Raw genomic sequence first — 16,907 nt, forward strand, 5'->3', positions numbered from 1 at the left:
TTCGATGGTTTTAGGTACTTTATAGTGCGGGCGGTCGAATCTCTCTCGTATGGAGACGCTCCTGCTCAATCGGGACGCCGTAGACGAGAACACGCAGATGGAGGAAGTCATCCGGGCCATCGAGGATGCGTTCGCCGCGTACGCTCGCGGAGACGCCCAGATGCCCGCGAAGTCCTACATCGACCTGCCCCAGTACAACGGGGACTTCCGGTCGATGCCCGCCTACCTCGAAGCCGAGGACTGGGACGCCGCAGGTATCAAGTGGGTCAACGTCCACCCCGACAACCCCGAGGACTACGACCTGCCGACCGTGATGGGCACGATGGTCTACTCGAACCCCGAGAACGCCTTCCCGCTGGCCATCATGGACGGCACCGAGTTGACGATGAAGCGGACCGGCGCGGCCGCCGCCGTCGCCACCGACCACCTCGCGGTCGAGGACGCCACCACGATGGGCGTCATCGGCGCTGGCGTCCAGTCGTACACCCAGTTGGAGGCCATCTCGAAGGTCCGCCCCATCGAGGAGGTCGTCGTCAGCGACCTCGACGAGGAGCGCGTCGCGGACTTCATCGCGTACTTCGAGGACGAGTTCGACGTTCGCGCCGGGTCCATCGAGGAGGCCGCCCAGTGCGACGTGCTCTCGACGGTGACGCCGGTCGAAGACCCCATCGTCTCGCGCGAGGCCATCGGCGAACACACCCACGTCAACGCCATGGGTGCCGACGCCGAGGGCAAGCACGAACTCGCCGACGAGATTCTGCTCGACTCGAAACTGGTCATCGACGACCACGCCCAGACCACTCACTCGGGCGAAATCAACGTCCCGTACCACGAGGGCGTCCTGACCGACGACGACATCTACGGCGAACTCGGCGACATCGTGGTCGGTGACATCGAGGGCCGAACAGACGAGGACGGCATCACGGTGTTCGACTCCACCGGTCTCGCCATTCAGGACGTCGCTGCCGCTCACGTCGTCTACGAACACGCCGACGACAACGACAACGGCTACCCCTTCGACCTCATCGGCACCGAGACCGAGACCAAGTAATCGCCGTCAGCGAACTCGGTCGGTCGGCGCTTTGCGAGCGAAGTACCCCGTGATTTTCGAGACGACCCAGACGATGACGATGAACGGGAGAAACGGAATCAACAGCACCACGAGACCCAGAAAGTACGCGATACCGATGGTCGTCATCTCGGCGTCCGGTCGGCCGCGATAACTCGGCGTGACCGTCCGAACCACCTTCTTCACCGGTTCGGGCACTGCACCCTCGCCTCCCGCCCCGTCGGAGGACCCCTCACTCATGACTGACGTATCGACGACCGGCGGGATAAGCGTTTGCGACCGTCCTGTCGCGTTCGGGACCCACTCGACTCACAGCAAGTCGTCCCGGAGGTACGCCTCGTCGCCCTGCACGCCGGAGAACGCCGACGCCGGAATCGTGTACTGGTCGTCGCTGCGGTCCCAGTCGAGTTGCCGCATCACGTCCTCCGGGACGTCGTTCCAGTTCGGGTCCACGTAGGCGGTGTCGCCGACGACGTCGGTGATGGTTGCGATGCGCTGGTTGCTGTTGACGACGGCCTTCCCCTCGTCGTCGTCGGAGAGTTCCGGAGCCATGGACGAGACGATACGACCACCGCGGGCAAAACGTCGGTGGCCGATTACCGCCTCCGTCTGGCGATTAGCAGATGCGGCCAAAGGGCTACTCGTCGATGGTCGATACCCGTCGGCGTCTCGGTAGGAGCCAACTCCAGTCGGCGTCTCGCTACGGAATCAAATCCTCGCGGAGTCGGACCTGACTGTTCTGAATCGCGGTTACCTCGTCCTCGTCGATGGTGTGGTGGTCGTCGCCCTCCTCCCAGTCGAGCGCGTCGCGCAGGTCCTCGGGAACGTGGTCCCAGTCGGGGTCCACGTAGGCGGTTCCGCTCCGTACGTCGGTGACGGTCCCGATTCGCTCGGTGTCGCTCACGACGGTCTTGCCGCGGTCGTCGTCGGAGAGTTCCGCAGTCATAGCGGCGAGCAATTCGGTCGCTCCAATCAAAGTCTCGGTGGCCGACCGCCGTCTCCGTCGGGCGATTCTGCGTCGAAAAGGTGTAGCGGACGAACGGGAGCCGTCCGCGGCGCGGCCGTCGTGCTACGCCGCCTTCGGTTCGTCCGTGGTCCGGACCTCGGGCGTCATCTCGTGGGACAGCGCCATCAGGTTGAACACCGGAGAGCGGCGCACCCCCTCGCGGAGCGTCTCGGCGTCCTCGTCGGTGAGGTCCGGACCGCTCACGTCGATGTCTATCTCGAAATTGTCGTAGGTCTCGTCGGACCGTTCGGTCCCGTGGACGCCGAAGAGCACCCGCGGGTCGAGGTCGACTCCGACCGTGGTTTCGAGTCCGTCGAGGTCGATGTCGTTCTCCATCGCCACGATGCCGACGGTGGCGTTGATGCACCCGGTGAGTCCGGCCAGCGCGACCTCGACGGGTTCCGGCCGGTCGGCCGGGTCGACGAACCCCGCGTCGGCTTCGACCTCCTTGTGCGCGCCGAGTTGGAACGTGAACTCGCGGGTCTCCCGCCGGATGTCTTCGCCGCCGTACTTGTACGCGTCGAGTTTCGCCAGCGTGTGCATCGCTCGTCCCTCGGCGACGCCGCGAGCACCGAGTCCGAGCATCGCTTCGTCGGGTTTTTTGGTCATGTTCTCGACGAACGTGCCGTACTGTTCCAGGTTCACTCCGTGTTCGATGGTCTCGTGGGCCATGAGAGAGGGTACACCGGTAGAAACCTTAGCTACTTTTCATTACGTGATAGGATGTCCGCGAGTAACCCTCTCGCTTTCGCGACCTGAACGATGACACGACCGGGGAGAACGCCATCCCGGCGAGCAGTCGGCGAGTAGCACGTCGGCGACCTGTCGGTCGGACCGACTGGTGTTGAAACGTTGCGGTACTGTCCGCGTGTCAGGCCATCTCGGGAGCGAGTTCACCGAGGCAGTGCGCGACCGACTTCGGGACGCTCTCGCCGAGCGACAGGCGGTTGGTCGCGGTCGAACTGGGGTGATGAGTGCAGCATCACTCCCCGAAGTCCGGTCGTCCGACCGTCCCGGACCGAGGAAGGGGCGCACGCCGAGACCGTAGACGAGGCCGTACGAGAGCGCGAGCGCCAGTACGTACGCGAGACCGAACCCGAGAATCGGCTCCGACGGCGTCGCACCGAACAGGTCCAACAGACGCGGCACGCCGAACGGGAGCAGGAAGCCGAGGACCAGCATCGTGACGACAACCTCGATGCGCCGGTCGTGGGCGTCCTGCGAGTCGGTAGTGCCCGGCGCGGGCGAACGTGCTCGGACCCACAGCGCCCCGGCGAGGAACGCCGCGACGACGAAACCAGCGAACGCCCACGAGAGGTCGAGCGACATCGCCGTCCGGGTGGTTCGGAGGTACCACACGACCGCCAGAAAGCCGAGTAGGAAGACGTACGCGCCGGTTATCGCCCACTGGAACCCGCCGACGAGCGCGACCGCGAGCGCCGACCGGGCGGTCGCCTCGACCGGCGAGTCGTCCCCGTCGGAGTCGAACATACCGGCCCAACGGCGTGGCAGAGAAAAAGCGTTGTCGGCGCGGCGCTGTCGGGACGGCTACTCCAGCGCGACCAGTTCGTCGTCGAGCATGTCGCCCAACACGTCGCGGGCGTGACCGTCGGGGTCCACGCCGTCGTAGACCGCCTTCACCTCGCCGTCGGCCAGGACGAAGGTGGTGCGCGCGGCCGCACCGCTCGAGGTATCGACGCCGAAGGCGTCGGCGATGTCGCTCTCGGGGTCGGCCAACAGGTCGAACCGTATCTCGTACTTCTCGGCGAACTCCTCGTGGCTCTCGACGTCGTCGGTCGAGACGCCGAAGACCGAGACCCCGGCGTCGTGATAGCTCTCCAGTTCCCGGTCGAACTGCTCGGCCTCGGTGGTGCAACCGGGCGTGTCGTCTCGCGGGTAGAAGTACAGCACCGTCGGCTCCGAGAAGTCGAGTTCCACGGTTTCGCCGCGCTGGTTCCGGGCCTCGACCGTCGGTGCCTCGTCGCCGGTTTCGAGCGTCATAGCAGTGAGTTACGGACGGGACCGGAAGGCGTTTGCGCTTAACTGATGTCGATGCGGTGAGACTCTCCCTCTTGCGCTCCCATCTTGGGCAACGTCACCGTCAGCACGCCGTTCTGGAACTGGGCGGAGACGTTCTCCTCGTCCACCTCCTCGGGGAGCGTCACCGACCGACTCACCGACTGGTGGCGGCGCTCCTTCCGGATGTATCGGCCGTCGTCGCCGTCGCCCTCCTCGGACCCCTCGGACTTCTCGGCCTGAATCTGGAGCGTCTCCCCGCGGAGCATCACGTCGATGTCCTCCTTGGTGTAGCCGGGGAGGTCCGCGGTGACGACCAACTCGTCGCCGCGGTCGGCCACGTCCACGGCCGCGCCGCCCCGTCCGCCGGTCAACTCGCTCATTCCCGAACCGCCCATCGACTCCTCGACCTGACGGCTCATGCGGTTCATCATCTCCTCTATCTCCTTGAACGGATTCCTACGTCCTGACATTGTGTCCCCCGGGCGTTCGGTCGCCCGGTCGGAACTGCGACGCCACACTCCTTAAAAATTCAGTCGGCGCCGCTCGTCTCGACGACGTATTTTCGCACCGAGAACGCGACTGCGGTCCTTCGACGGAGACGGTCTCGCCTCCAGAGTTAACACCTCGCTCTCAGACGACATGTTCCGTGTCGTAGGACCCCAACTTCCGGACCCAGCCTTTCTCCGCAATCTCCTCGATGTCCGCGATGGCCGCCTGCGCGCGGTCCTCGTAGAGTCCGGCCTCGAAGTCGATGTGGAACACGTAATCGCCGAGTCGCTCGCCGCTCGGCCGCGATTCGACCCGCGTCAGGTTGATGTCGCGGTCGGCGAACGGTTCGAGGAGTTCGAGCAGGAGTCCGGGGTAGTTGGCGTTCGGGTAGACCACCAGCGAGGACTTGCCGCCCGCGTCCGACCGCTCGTGGGTGGGCGCGATGACGAGGAATCGCGTGGCGTTCGAAGTCCGGTCCTGAATCCCTTCGGCGATAACTCGGAGGTCGTCGCCCTCGTGAGCGTTGGCCGGGTGACCGATACCGGCTACGTCCGGGTTCTCGCGGGCGTGTTCGACGCCGCGCGCGGTACTGGCGACGGCTTCGAGTTCGACGTCGGGGTACTCGGAGTCGAGGTAGCTACGGCACTGCGCGAGCGCCTGAGAGTGGCTGGCGACGACCGAGAAGTCCTCGCCCCGAGCGAGCAACGCGTGCCGGATTGGAGTGACGATTTCCTGCACGGCGGCGACCTCTCGGTCGGTCAGCGCGTCGAGCGTCTCGGTGACGCTCCCCTCGATGCTGTTCTCGATGGGGACGACGCCGCGGTCGAACTCGCCGTCGGCCACCGCCTCCACGATGGCGGTGACGGACTCGCGGAAGTCCACGTCGTCGGTGACTGCGCTGGCCGCCCGATGGGAGTAGGTGCCCTCTGGACCGAGCGTGACTGCTTGCATGTGGTGGTTGTTTCGAGGAAACGGATAAAAGCCCGTCGGGTGTGACAGATTTCCGTGAGCGACGAGCGCCGGATGGACCCACTGTAAGACCGCGGTCGAGGACCCGAGAAGTCTGGGGTCCGATGCTGTGGCGGGCGAGACCTGTCGCATTCCGGACCCGAAACGCAGGGGTCGGCGAGTCACTCTCCGCCGAGTCGGAACGTCCGCCGCCGGACGTACCCGCAACTCGGACAGAGGTGGCGGTACTGGACGCGGTCGCCCGTGGTCTCGGCCACCCACCGACCGTCGGCGTCTTCGTATCGGCACTTCGGACAGACGAGGTCCGTCTCCTCGAAGCGCGACCGGAGTCGCTCGAAGGGGGAACGTCCGCCGTTTCTGGAGTGGGACATGTTTTGTTGTACGGTATCAATTGGCATAGTTCCTTGGTAGGAGTGGGGCCACCGCTTTTTGACTTCGGTTATACTACCGACTCTGCGGCGAAATTCTGTCTGTCAGGCATAATTATTAGATAGTAAATAAATTGTCAGTGTGCGAGAAAAACAGCCCATGGGTATAATTGAAACCACTTCGCTGACAAAACGCTATGGCGATGTAACCGCCATCGAGGACCTCCATCTTACGGTGAGGAAAGGCGAAGCGTTCGGATTCCTTGGTCCAAACGGCGCAGGCAAATCCACCACTATCAACATCCTTCTCGGATTTCTCGAGCCGTCGAGCGGGAGTGCGTGCGTGTTGGGCCACGACGTGCAGACCGAATCGAAAGCATTGCGTCGGCGTATCGGAGTAGTTCCGGAGGGCACGAGCGTCTACGAACAACTGACGGGACGAAAGCACGTCGAGTTAGCGACCCGGATGAAGAACTGCGACGACGACCCCGAGGACCGCCTGCGCTACGTCGGACTCGACCCCGAGGACTGGGACCGGAGAGCGGGGGACTACTCGAAAGGGATGCGCCAGCGACTCTCACTGGCGATGGGGCTGGTGGGAAATCCCGACCTCCTAATTCTGGACGAACCGACGTCAGGTCTCGACCCGAACGGGATGCAGGACGTGCGTGATATTATACGCGAGCAAACAGACGCTGGGCGGACAGTGTTTATGTCGAGTCATCTCCTCGCAGAAGTCGAGTCTGTCTGCAAGCGGGTCGGCATCATGAACGATGGCGAGTTGGTAACTGTAGACGAGGTAGACCGACTCCGTGAGACGGCAGTCGGCGACGCGGACGTGAAACTCAGCGTCGAAGCGGTTCCCGACGAACTCGACTTGACCGCAATAGAAGGAGTGACCGACGTGACGATAGCGGATTCGACGATTCGCGTGGCCTGCTCGAAGCGCGACACGAAAATGGCCGTCATCAGACACGTAGATCAGATAGCGACCGTAACCGACGTCGTTGCGGAGGACATCTCGCTCGAAGCCGTCTTCGAGACTTACACCGAGGACAGACGGATAGTGGAGGAATCGGCATGAGTATCAGTGACGTCGTCCGAACGGACCTGAGCGTCCTCAGGCGTTCGAAGCTCTCATGGGCGGTCCTCACTGTTCTCCTGTTCTCTACTGCGGGGGCGTTCTATCGGTCGATAAATCGAACACCGGTCGGGACGGCCGAGAAGGGCATCACCGCAATCGCGTACGGTGCGATGATTGTGATTCCAATCACGGCCCTCGTTGCTTCTGCGTTCGCTATCGCTGCGGAGCGCGAGAACGGAACGATACGGTTCCTCCTCGGCTTCCCGAACGAACGAGTCGAGGTCGTTCTCGGAAAAGTTCTGTCTCGGGCTATCCTCGTCAACGGCGGACTCGCGCTCGGATTTCTCGCTGTCGCACTATTAGCGGTCGTCGGGGCTGACAGACCCCGACTTATCACGGTCGGCCAGTTCGCACTCTTGACGATGTTGTTCGCCACCTCCTACGTCGGTCTCGCGGTGGGAATCTCCGCCGGAGTAACGACCCAGATACGCGCAATCGGGGGGACTATAGTGGCGTACCTCTTTTGGAGCATCTTCTGGCTTCCCGGTTTCCCCTACTCGGTCGCGGTGTACGTAGAGAATCTTTTAGCAAAGATAGTCGGACACGAACTCGGTCGGACGACCGTCGTACACATCGAGGTTCTCAATCCACCGACGGCCTACATGCAGACGGTACAGGTTTTGGGACCGTCGTTCGAGGAGTTCTCGAGGGGGTCATCGATGGCGAGCGCACTCGTCGAGCCGAGCGTCGCCATCGGGTCGCTCGTGGCGTGGACCGTCCTGCCGCTCGCGTTCGGCTACTGGCGGTTCAGAGCCGCCGAGATAAACTAAATAGGAATTTTCGGTTATCGATTCAGCGTGTGAATCGCGTGCCCGAGTGCTGTATCAAAACGGCTTTCCACGACTCAGGTTTGAACATAGTTTGGTTCCCATCTCCGAGAAACAGTCGTATCGTCATGTTTCAAGGTCACGTTCTGTATTGCCGAGAACCCGACGATACGACGAACGCCATAATAAGATACTTAAGATAATAATTAGAAATTAATCACGATGGCTGCTATCGAGACTTCGGGCTTGACGAAACACTACGGCGATATCGTCGCCGTCGATGATTTAGATTTGGTCGTTGAAGAAGGTGAAGCATTTGGATTTCTTGGTCCGAACGGGGCCGGTAAGTCAACGACTATTGATTTGCTTCTGGGTTTTCTGACACCGACTCGTGGGAACGCGGAGATACTAGGCCACGACGTAGAATCAGAATCAAAGACAGTTCGAGAGCAACTCGGTGTCCTTCCCGAAGGAGCCAGCACCTACAGTAATCTAACAGGAATAGAACACGTGGATTTAGCAATTGAGATGAAAGGCGGTGCTGACGAGACTGAAGAGTTGTTGGAGTACGTCGGACTATCACCGGAAGATTGGGACCGTCCCGTCGGTGGCTACTCGAAAGGGATGCGCCAACGTCTCGCACTCGGGATGGCACTGGTCGGCGACCCCGAGATGCTACTTCTCGACGAACCATCCAGTGGACTGGACCCTTCCGGGATACGTGATATTCGGAATATCATCGAGGATCAGGTCGACGCGGGACGAACTGTTTTTTTCTCCAGCCACATTCTTTCGGAAGTAGAGTCTGTCTGTGAACGGGTTGGAATTATGCGGGACGGGACGCTCGTCACTGTAGACGAGGTCGAAAAACTTCGTGCGGCAACTGTCGGCGATGCGGAAATCAAACTCCGTGTTGAGACTGTTCCTAACCGCCTCAATCTCTCGAATATCGATAACGTGAGTGACGTGAGGACGAAGAACGATACGATTCGTGCGACCTGTTCGACGCCGTCCGCGAAAATCAGCGTGATTAATCAGGTGGACGAAGAAGTGGAAATTACAGATGTCGTAGCTGAGGATACTTCTCTCGAAACAGTGTTCAATACGTACGTGCAGAACGGCCGGTCGGAAGCAACGGGGGACTCGCCATGAGCGTCAGGTTAATCCTCCGGCAAGACCTGCTGGCGCTACGTCGAACGAAACTAGTGTGGGCAGTACTACTCTTCTGTCCGTTACTCGTATTTGGAGGATTTTATGCAGTGGTTAGTAACCAAACAGGTACTAATCAAACGGTTCTTCTCGGCCTTCTCGGAATAGTTTTCCCGATACTGGTGTTCGTCCCGATGCTCTCGTTGGTGGTCTCGGCCTTCTCGATAGCGAAAGAACGGGAACAGGGAAACATCCGGTTTTTACTTTCGTTTCCCAACGACCGACGGGAGGTCGTCCTCGGGAAATTTTGTTCTCGAAGTTTGCTGACCGCCGGCGGTTTACTGGTAGGGTTCGTTCTGGCTACGCTACTTTCCGTATTCCTTACTGGTACTCTGAATATCGGGATGTTCCTGACCTTCTCGGTGTTGACGCTTCTCCTTATGACGTCCTACGTTAGTATCGCTACCGGTATTTCCGCCACTGTGACTACCCAGTCGCGTGCGATAGTCGCATCGATAGGAGCGTACCTCGTCTGGAACGTCTTCTGGATTCCCGCTGTCCCGAACTCGATTCCGTCACTTCTAGAGCAACATTTCGGTCTTTCCAATTCTTCACTGATACTCTTAAGGATGGGTAGCCCATCGAACGCGTACCTTCAGTCGATACAGTACGTCTCTCCGAGAACTGAGAAGTTAGTAGAAACTATGTCGGCGGGGTCTGAATTGGGCTCTCCGTTGGTCGCGGTAAGTATGCTCATCGTCTGGTCCGTGCTTCCACTCGTACTGGGATATTGGCAGTTCCAGAAGGCAGACATATCCTAACTTTACGACTCTTAATTCATTGTTGATATTGGGATACGTTTCCAATATATTACAGCCATAATATCCAATACAGTGCAATATACTCAAATTACCACTCCCACACACACCATCAAATGATTAGAATTAAGTTCTTCTATTATAATCAGGTTTACAAATATCCAAGAAAAACCGAAGTGGATTGGATCGACGCCAGATGCTAAAAGAATCTGCCGCCGGCGCGCTCGTCGCGTTTGGGGGTACGACTGCCGCTAGTGCCAAACAGGACGTTGGACTCACGAAAACCGAAGAGGAGGCCGTCATCGAGGAGTACAAAGACGCGGCAATGGTTCGAGAAGCAGTGCACGAGCAAACGGACCTACTGAAGGAACTCGAAGCAGATGGTGTTCTCGACGAACAGACCATCGACGATCTCGAGGAACTGAGCGAACCCTCCGACAACGTCGGGGAGCACGTGACCGCCTACCGACACGGCTACCGGCACACGCCACGAATCAAGATTTTCCGTCGCGTAGACGCCGGATTCCTGTCGCTCTCCGTCTTCCCGGAGGAGGACACCGCTCACGCTACGCTGAACCCCGTCGAAAATGGTGAGCCGCTCGGTAAGGACCACCTCGTGAAATACGGAAGTATGCCGGAACCAGACCCGGACGGATGTGTCGATCCGGGGCACTGTCAGGATTGTTCCGATTGTTCCGAAGAGTGTTGTGCGCGGGACCCTCAGGGCGACTGTACCCAGTGGTGTACTCAGTGTGACTGCGATTGTGTCTGCTGTGACTGTGGTGTCCTCTGTAGTAGCTACTGCGCATAACTAAGAGCAAAGACGGGTCGAGAACTGCGCTACGGAGTAGCCTCGTAGCGTCTACCGGCCGACCCTTCGGTCGGTTTTACTAGTCACAGAGTGGATACGTAGAGTCGCTCTAACGGTTCAGCGTGTGAATCGCGTGCCCGAGCGCGTTTTCGGCGGCCTCCATCACGGCCTCCGAGAGCGTCGGGTGGGTGTGAATCGTCGCGGCCACATCCTCCAGCGTCGCGCCCATCTCGATAGCCAGACCGAGTTCGGCAATCAGTTCGAAGGCCTCCGGTCCCACAATCTGCGCGCCGAGCAGGAAGCCGCTGGGTTCGTCCGCGACGATGCGGACGAAGCCGTCGGCGTGGCCGGTGGAGTAGGTCCCCTCCGGACCGAGCGTGACTGCTTCTATACGTTTTCTGTTTCGCGGAGGGGTGAAAAGAGCAGTGGCTGTGACAGAACTTTAGCAAGGGATAAAGTGATTTGAACCACGCTGCCGGAATTCTCCTGTACGAATAGAAATAGTAGTATGTTCTACACGCACCCATCTAATAGTTAGGTTTAATAACAATTATATCATTATATAATATGAAATGGAAGACGAAAATCAGTCAAAGAGAGAAGAGTCAAAGAACAAAGCGTCAATCACCCGACGAGGAGTCCTTGGGGTATTAGGTGCAACCGCTGGTGCAACCGTTAGCTCAGGATTTACTAAACCGGTTTCTGCAGACTCTGTAGATATAACCGATCTCCGGGGTTCAGTAAGAACGCTGTTTGAAGAAGTGGGAGAACCAGCAATCGTTAACCAAAATGTGAATGTTTATCATGGTGATTTTACCCTGAAGGTTATTCGATTCGAAACCAAAGTCGGTGCCATCACTCACCGAGAGGTTCTTAATTCGAAAGTTGAAAAGTTCGATCGGGGGGACACGTCCACAGGATTCGAACTAAAGGACCTTACTGAAGAGATTCAGCGAAAGCTCCCCACTCGGTTCAATAGCGTCCCCATAGGAGTTGAACTCCACATGAAGGTGGAAAATAATGGAATGAGTCTCAGCACTACCGTAACTGAGAAAGAACAGGAACAACTGTCAAATTTTGTCGATACTGGTGAATTTATTGCACGACACACTGATGGCTCCTACTTCATCAGGACTGCGGACGGCAATGTGTTCAAAGTTTCTAGTGAGACAGATCGGCCAAACATAAGACAACCTTCGGTCGAAGAAGTCGCAAGCGAGCAAATTAACGCAGATGCATGCTTCGATTGTGGTACTAATGCTCCCGAATGTGCTAGTAATTGTTTCAATGCTTGTGCCTTTGTCATTGGAAATGGCGATCCCCTGCATTGCGGTGAATGTATTGCCCAACACTGCGTGGGTTTAGACGTAAAAGCCTGCGCAAAATGCATCGCTAGCCTGCCAGAATCTATTCGATAAACGGTTTTCTACGTACCTCTTTTGCGTTTTCGGGAGGAGTAAACTTGAAGAGAGAGCAATCAATCTCGATGTTAAATTCAACCTCCTCAAACGTTTTCATGAGGAAGTACACCCCGTCCGGAACATCCCCGAGTGAATCTGTCTGCAACAGTGGCATCTCTTGGATGTTGGCCCGTGCCTCCTCCTTGATGGGGAACCAGTATTCGTCGTCTATCCACAGAGTTATGTACTCGTATCCTCGGTAGAGGGAATCCGCGTCCGCTGTCGGTCGAAACGACAGGACGTGTGTCTCTCGACCTGCGACGGTCTCCCTCCCATCGTACGTCACGTCGAAGTTCGATTTGGGAGAGGACCCAATTAACGTCGCGTCCGTGTTGGGATTAGGTCGACCCTCGGCCGGGTCGAAATCGAGACTGTGATACTTTTTCGCTTCACGGTCATACAGTATCACTCCATCTCGATTCTGTATCATGAGATCTACGCCCTCGAATTCAGGCGTCGGGTCGTGCGTGACGCCAAGGTCGAAATCGAACTCGTCGACGGTTTCCACGGACAGTTGTTCGTTGCGAGTTCTGTTCGGAAGATCCTCCCACAGTTCAAGTCGGACCGTTCTCAGGCCGCCACCGTATTTTTCGGTTTTTCGTTTCGTCCCGTGAATGGTGTCCGGCAAATTGTCCGTGGCCTGGAGTTCGTCGAGGATTTCCTCGACTGAAGGCGTATCCTCATTCGTGGTCATGGCTTCCACATCGTCCTACAGTTAAGTAGATACACATATATAAAACGCGGTCGAGATGTGTCGGGGCTACCGCTATCGGTTCATCAGTGGATACTGTTACCACAACTGCATCCGCAACAGTACCCGCGGCCGCTCTGATCCTTGAGTCAATCATCACCGCTACCGCACCCGCCCCAGCACCCACATCCGTCACCGCTCCGTATCCTTGTCCATATCAGACCACCTAGAGGTATGTGATAGTTACTTACAGGAGGGTATTAGAAACCTATAGGTGTCTTTAGAGGAGCAATCCCGCGAAGGAGACGGTTGATTACTCCAGTTCGCCCGACTCCCCGTCGTCCATCGACTCGGTGGCCTCGAGGCCGGAGAACGCACCGCTGGCGACCGCGGCGTCGAACTCGTGGGGCGGTCCGCCGAGACGGGACTGTGGTGCTGATGGTCGGGCAGAACGTCAAGGCCGGACTCCGCATCGCCGACCGAGGCTACGTCCTCGACGTGGGTGAGAACCGCCACGAGGAATCGGTAAACGAATTCCTCGACAGCGAAAGGGTTCGAGACGCCTACCTCGGGAAGTGACGCTATCGAACCCTTCTACCGTCTCGGCGAAACACGGAGAACGACGAAATGATGGGAAGGGTCGCCTAGGGAAGTTCAGCGGTTCAGCGTGTGAATCGCGTGCCCGAGCGCGTTCTCGGCGGCCTCCATCACGGCCTCCGAGAGCGTCGGGTGGGTGTGAATCGTCGCCGCGACGTCCTCCAGCGTCGCGCCCATCTCAATGGCGAGTCCGAGTTCCGCGACGAGTTCGGAGGCCTCCGGTCCCACAATCTGCGCGCCGAGCAGGAAACCACTGGGTTCGTCCGCGACGATGCGGACGAAGCCGTCGGCGTGGCCCGTCGTGAGCGCGCGGCCCGACGCGTTGAACGGGAACTTGCCGACGGTGGGTTCGAAGCCCTCCTCCTCGGCCTCCGCTTCGGTCATGCCGACCGTGCCGATTTCGGGGTCGGTGAACACCGCGGCGGGGACCGCCTGATAGTCCAGCGCCGAGGGTTCGCCCGCGACGACCTCCGCGGCGACCTGCCCCTCCTTGCTGGCCACGTGCGCGAGCATCGGCTCGCCGGACACGTCACCGATGGCGTGGATGTGCTCGACGTTCGTCCGCGCACGGTCGTCGGTCGGGATGAAACCGTTCTCGTCGGTCTCGACGCCCGCGTTGTCGAGTTCGAGCGTGTCGGTGACGGGTTCGCGGCCGACCGCGACCAGCACCTTCTCCGCGCCGAACTCCGAGACCTCGCCGTCCTCGTCCTCGGTCCGGACGGTGATGCCGTCGCCCGACTCCTCCCACCCGCTGGCGGCCTCGCCGAAGTGGAAGTCGATGCCCAGTTCCTCCGCCTTCTTCTTGACGGGGCGCGCGAGGTCGTCCTCGTAGCCCGGAAGGACCGAGTCGAGCATCTCGACTATCGTCACGTCGGTACCCAACTTGGCGAAGACGCCCGCGAGTTCCATGCCGATGTAGCCCGCGCCGACGATGACGAGGCTCTCGGGCACCTCCTCCAGTGCGAGCGCCTGCCGGGAGTCGAGTACGGGGTCGTCGCCGAAGTCGAAGCCGGGCACTTCGATGGGGCGACTTCCAGTCGAAACGATGGCGTGTTCGAACTTGACCGTCTCGGAACCCTGCCCGCCGCCGCTGTGGACGACGCGGGCCTTGTTCTCGTCGGCGAACTCCGCGCGGCCCTCCATCAGTTCGACGCCGTTGGCCTTGGCGAGTTTCTCGACGCCGCCCGTGAGTTGGTCCACGACGCCGTCCTTCCAGCCGACCATCTCGCTCATCTCCACCTCGGGGTCGGCGTAGATGCCCATTTCCTCGGCGTGGCCTGCCTCGTGGGCGAGGTCCGACGCCGTAATCATCGCCTTCGAGGGGATGCAACCGTAGTTGAGGCAGGTCCCGCCGTAGGCGTCCTTCTCCACGAGGGTCACGTCGAGGTCCAACTGGCCCGCGCGAATCGCGGCGACGTAGCCGCCCGGTCCCGCGCCGATTACCAACACGTCCGTTCCCGTCGAGATGTCTCCGACGACCATATGTTCGGTAAATCGGGCTTGGTGGTGAAAAATCAGGTGGATTTTGCGGCGAGATTGGATTGGTAACGTTTCACGCGGGGTCGTCGGGGAGGGCGTCGGCGACGCTTTCGACCGGCGCGTAGTAGCCGCGCTGGTCGCGCCAGACGTCGAGCCACTCGTCCGCGGTTTCGACGGACAGTTCGTTTCTGACGACACCGTTAACGAGCAAACCGATAGAGCCCGTTTTCGAGACGCCGAGTTCGTCTGCGAGCCGGCGAGCATCCATGTCGTCGGAGACGAACGTCCCGTCTACGAGTTGAGCCGTCACGAGGACTTCAGTCTCTCCTCGGTCAAGTCGCTGAAGCTCTTCGGAGAACTCGTGGTGGTCGAGAATACCACGTCCAGGATGAAGGAGGTCTATTTTGTCGCATTGGACGGCAGCGAGGGCTGAACCGAGAAATGGATAACCCTCGTCGACGCCGCGCTGGAGTTCCTGCTCAACCGCCGCTGCCGTTGCTAATCCGGAGAACGTGTCGGTGAGCCATGATATAGCGTCGGAACTAGCGAAGTTACTGAGCACCGTCGCGTCGAGGACGAGCGGCTTCCGCTTCTCTCTCATTCGAGGTCCAAGGCGACGTCAACTTCGTCTTCCAACTCCTCGTCGCTCTGCGGACCGAGGCGCAGTTCGACGCCCGCATCCTCCAGTATCTCCTGCATCTCCCACCGGGACACGTTGGCGCGTTCGGCGGCCCTGCCGAGGCTGATTTCACCGAGCGCGTACAGACCGATGGTCTCGGCGAGTTCGCTGGCGTCCTCGGCTTGGGCGCGTCGTCGGTCGGAAGCCATCTACTCGAAAGTGGGCCGTCTTCACTTATGAATCTGTGGCAGGACCTAGAGTTCTTACCTGTCGGGCGCGCATTACTCAGGAGTCTCCGTTTCGTACACCGCATCAGCAAGCGCGTTCCGGTGAACCTCGTTCGGCCCGCCTGCAATCGTCAGGAGGCGGGCGTCGCGGAGGTAGCGCTCGACGTGGTGGTCGGTCGTGTACCCCTTCCCGCCGTGGAGTTGCATCGCGTCGTTCGCGTTCTCGACCGCGGCCTCGGTCGCGTGAATCTTCGCTGCGGCGAACTCCCGACGCACGTCCTCGCCGCGGTCGGCGCGGTCGGCGGCCCGGAGCGTCAGCAGACGGGCGGCGTCGGCGCGCTGGGCCATCTTCGCCACGGTCCACCGGACGCCCTGAAACGACCCGATTGACTGGTCGAACTGCTCGCGCTCGTCGGTGTACGCCGCAGTGTCTTCGAGCGCCGCGCGGGCGATGCCGACCCCGCGGGCCGCGACGTTCACGCCGGTGTGAATCTTACCGCGCTGGACGTACGCCTCACCCTCCCCGCCGACGAGGTTCTCGCCGGGCACGCGCACGTCGGAGAGTCTGACCCGCGGCGATTTCACGTTGCGCGCGCCGAGGGTCTCCCACACCTCCTCGACCTCGAACTCCTCGGTTGGGACGAGGAACGCGCTGATGTTGTGGGGCGCGTCGGCGTCGGGACCAGTCTTCGCGTAGGTGAGGACGACGTCGGCGTGCTGGAAGTTGGTGACCCACTGCTTGTGACCGTCGATGACCCACTCATCACCTGCCCGTTCGGCGGTAGTCTCCATCTCCAGTTTGTTCGCGCCGGCGTTCGCCTCGCTGAGGCCGAGCGCGCCCACCGTCTCGAAGGTCGCCATCTCGGGCAGGTACTCCTCGCGCTGGGCGTCGGTCCCGAACCGTTCGATGACTGTCGCGACGCCCAGATTGAGCGCCAGCGCGCTGGCGACGGTCATCATCGCCGCCGCGAGTTCCTCGGTGAGAACGACGAGTTCGACCACTCCATCGCCGCGGCCGCCGTACTCCTCCGGGAGCGTGATGCCCGCGTACCCCCGGTCGCCGAGTTCGGCCATGACGTCGCCGGGGTACTCCTCGTTTCGGTCGAGTTCGATGGCGCGCGGGCGAATCTCGGACTCGGCGAACTCGCGCACGTCCTCGCGGAGCGCTCGCTGGTCTTCCGTCAGACGGAACGGCATGCGACGACCGACGACGGGGAGCAAGTAA

General features: G+C 60.2%; 22 protein-coding genes and 1 pseudogene. 7 read left to right on the plus strand and 16 right to left on the minus strand.

Annotation, left to right across the window (positions count from 1 at the left end):
* Window positions 1–49 precede the first annotated feature (49 nt).
* Window positions 50–1,051 (plus strand): ornithine cyclodeaminase family protein, encoded by a 1,002-nt coding sequence (locus FXF75_RS17935; protein ID WP_163523211.1) that lies wholly within the window; start codon window positions 50–52, stop codon window positions 1,049–1,051.
* A gap of 6 nt (window positions 1,052–1,057) precedes the next feature.
* On the opposite strand, the gene FXF75_RS17940 is transcribed toward FXF75_RS17935, so the two are convergent.
* From FXF75_RS17940 to FXF75_RS17980, 9 genes are all read right to left on the minus strand, one after another.
* The gene (locus tag FXF75_RS17940) at window positions 1,058–1,309 is read right to left on the minus strand and encodes a hypothetical protein (RefSeq protein WP_163523212.1); all 252 of its coding nucleotides are present in this window, start codon (window positions 1,307–1,309) and stop codon (window positions 1,058–1,060) included.
* 69 nt (window positions 1,310–1,378) lie between these two features.
* Window positions 1,379–1,621, minus strand: coding sequence for a PRC-barrel domain containing protein (locus FXF75_RS17945; protein ID WP_163523213.1), 243 nt, complete (start codon window positions 1,619–1,621; stop codon window positions 1,379–1,381).
* 148 nt (window positions 1,622–1,769) lie between these two features.
* Window positions 1,770–2,015 carry a PRC-barrel domain containing protein gene (locus tag FXF75_RS17950; protein WP_163523214.1) on the minus strand — a complete coding sequence of 82 codons (246 nt, stop codon included), beginning with the start codon at window positions 2,013–2,015 and terminating at the stop codon, window positions 1,770–1,772.
* Window positions 2,016–2,138: 123 nt separating this feature from the next.
* Window positions 2,139–2,747 (minus strand): OsmC family protein, encoded by a 609-nt coding sequence (locus FXF75_RS17955; protein WP_163523215.1) that lies wholly within the window; start codon window positions 2,745–2,747, stop codon window positions 2,139–2,141.
* 39 nt (window positions 2,748–2,786) lie between these two features.
* The gene (locus FXF75_RS17960; RefSeq protein WP_163523216.1) at window positions 2,787–3,566 is read right to left on the minus strand and encodes a hypothetical protein; all 780 of its coding nucleotides are present in this window, start codon (window positions 3,564–3,566) and stop codon (window positions 2,787–2,789) included.
* A 57-nt stretch (window positions 3,567–3,623) separates the two neighbouring features.
* Window positions 3,624–4,076, minus strand: a complete 453-nt coding sequence (locus tag FXF75_RS17965) for a peroxiredoxin (protein WP_163523217.1) — start codon at window positions 4,074–4,076, stop codon at window positions 3,624–3,626.
* Between the two features lie 38 nt (window positions 4,077–4,114).
* Complete coding sequence (locus FXF75_RS17970; protein ID WP_163523218.1) at window positions 4,115–4,564, minus strand: Hsp20/alpha crystallin family protein; 450 nt, start codon at window positions 4,562–4,564, stop codon at window positions 4,115–4,117.
* Between the two features lie 160 nt (window positions 4,565–4,724).
* Window positions 4,725–5,534: a prephenate dehydratase gene (pheA, locus tag FXF75_RS17975; protein ID WP_163523219.1), complete on the minus strand. Its 810-nt coding sequence runs from the start codon at window positions 5,532–5,534 to the stop codon at window positions 4,725–4,727.
* A gap of 179 nt (window positions 5,535–5,713) precedes the next feature.
* The gene (locus tag FXF75_RS17980; protein WP_163523220.1) at window positions 5,714–5,923 is read right to left on the minus strand and encodes an HVO_0649 family zinc finger protein; all 210 of its coding nucleotides are present in this window, start codon (window positions 5,921–5,923) and stop codon (window positions 5,714–5,716) included.
* A 139-nt stretch (window positions 5,924–6,062) separates the two neighbouring features.
* On the opposite strand from FXF75_RS17980, the gene FXF75_RS17985 reads away from it, so the two are divergent.
* The 4 genes from FXF75_RS17985 (at window position 6,063) to FXF75_RS18000 (ending at window position 9,801) form a co-directional block, all read left to right on the plus strand.
* Window positions 6,063–7,004, plus strand: coding sequence for an ABC transporter ATP-binding protein (locus tag FXF75_RS17985; protein WP_309221858.1), 942 nt, complete (start codon window positions 6,063–6,065; stop codon window positions 7,002–7,004).
* Complete coding sequence (locus tag FXF75_RS17990; protein ID WP_163523221.1) at window positions 7,001–7,834, plus strand: ABC transporter permease; 834 nt, start codon at window positions 7,001–7,003, stop codon at window positions 7,832–7,834. Before FXF75_RS17985 ends, FXF75_RS17990 begins: the two co-directional genes overlap by 4 nt.
* 219 nt (window positions 7,835–8,053) lie before the next feature.
* Window positions 8,054–8,983 (plus strand): ABC transporter ATP-binding protein, encoded by a 930-nt coding sequence (locus FXF75_RS17995; protein WP_163523222.1) that lies wholly within the window; start codon window positions 8,054–8,056, stop codon window positions 8,981–8,983.
* Complete coding sequence (locus FXF75_RS18000) at window positions 8,980–9,801, plus strand: ABC transporter permease subunit (protein ID WP_163523223.1); 822 nt, start codon at window positions 8,980–8,982, stop codon at window positions 9,799–9,801. The genes FXF75_RS17995 and FXF75_RS18000 overlap by 4 nt, the downstream gene beginning before the upstream one ends.
* A gap of 355 nt (window positions 9,802–10,156) precedes the next feature.
* On the opposite strand, the gene FXF75_RS18005 is transcribed toward FXF75_RS18000, so the two are convergent.
* Window positions 10,157–10,471: a hypothetical protein gene (locus FXF75_RS18005; protein ID WP_163523224.1), complete on the minus strand. Its 315-nt coding sequence runs from the start codon at window positions 10,469–10,471 to the stop codon at window positions 10,157–10,159.
* Window positions 10,472–10,718: 247 nt separating this feature from the next.
* Window positions 10,719–10,964: pseudogene (locus tag FXF75_RS18010) on the minus strand (dihydrolipoyl dehydrogenase); the annotation flags it as partial.
* A gap of 217 nt (window positions 10,965–11,181) precedes the next feature.
* Between FXF75_RS18010 and FXF75_RS18015 the strand changes: the two are divergent.
* Entirely contained in the window at window positions 11,182–12,027 is an 846-nt protein-coding gene (locus FXF75_RS18015) for a hypothetical protein (protein WP_163523225.1), read from the plus strand.
* Here the strand turns inward: FXF75_RS18015 and FXF75_RS18020 are convergent.
* Entirely contained in the window at window positions 12,017–12,763 is a 747-nt protein-coding gene (locus FXF75_RS18020; protein WP_163523226.1) for a hypothetical protein, read from the minus strand. The genes FXF75_RS18015 and FXF75_RS18020 overlap by 11 nt on opposite strands.
* A 435-nt stretch (window positions 12,764–13,198) precedes the next feature.
* Between FXF75_RS18020 and FXF75_RS18025 the strand changes: the two genes are divergently transcribed.
* On the plus strand, window positions 13,199–13,339 hold the full coding sequence (locus tag FXF75_RS18025; RefSeq protein ID WP_163523227.1) for a hypothetical protein: 141 nt from the start codon (window positions 13,199–13,201) through the stop codon (window positions 13,337–13,339).
* A gap of 75 nt (window positions 13,340–13,414) precedes the next feature.
* On the opposite strand, the gene lpdA is transcribed toward FXF75_RS18025, so the two are convergent.
* The 4 genes from lpdA to FXF75_RS18045 form a co-directional block, all read right to left on the minus strand.
* Window positions 13,415–14,839, minus strand: coding sequence for a dihydrolipoyl dehydrogenase (gene lpdA / locus FXF75_RS18030; protein WP_163523228.1), 1,425 nt, complete (start codon window positions 14,837–14,839; stop codon window positions 13,415–13,417).
* A gap of 70 nt (window positions 14,840–14,909) precedes the next feature.
* Entirely contained in the window at window positions 14,910–15,437 is a 528-nt protein-coding gene (locus FXF75_RS18035; RefSeq protein WP_163523229.1) for a hypothetical protein, read from the minus strand.
* Window positions 15,434–15,664 carry a UPF0175 family protein gene (locus FXF75_RS18040; protein WP_163523230.1) on the minus strand — a complete coding sequence of 77 codons (231 nt, stop codon included), beginning with the start codon at window positions 15,662–15,664 and terminating at the stop codon, window positions 15,434–15,436. The genes FXF75_RS18035 and FXF75_RS18040 overlap by 4 nt, the downstream gene beginning before the upstream one ends.
* Before the next feature lie 72 nt (window positions 15,665–15,736).
* Window positions 15,737–16,879: an acyl-CoA dehydrogenase family protein gene (locus tag FXF75_RS18045; RefSeq protein WP_163523231.1), complete on the minus strand. Its 1,143-nt coding sequence runs from the start codon at window positions 16,877–16,879 to the stop codon at window positions 15,737–15,739.
* Window positions 16,880–16,907 lie beyond the last annotated feature (28 nt).

The sequence above is a fragment of the Halorussus sp. MSC15.2 genome (genome assembly GCF_010747475.1).
GTDB lineage: Archaea > Halobacteriota > Halobacteria > Halobacteriales > Haladaptataceae > Halorussus.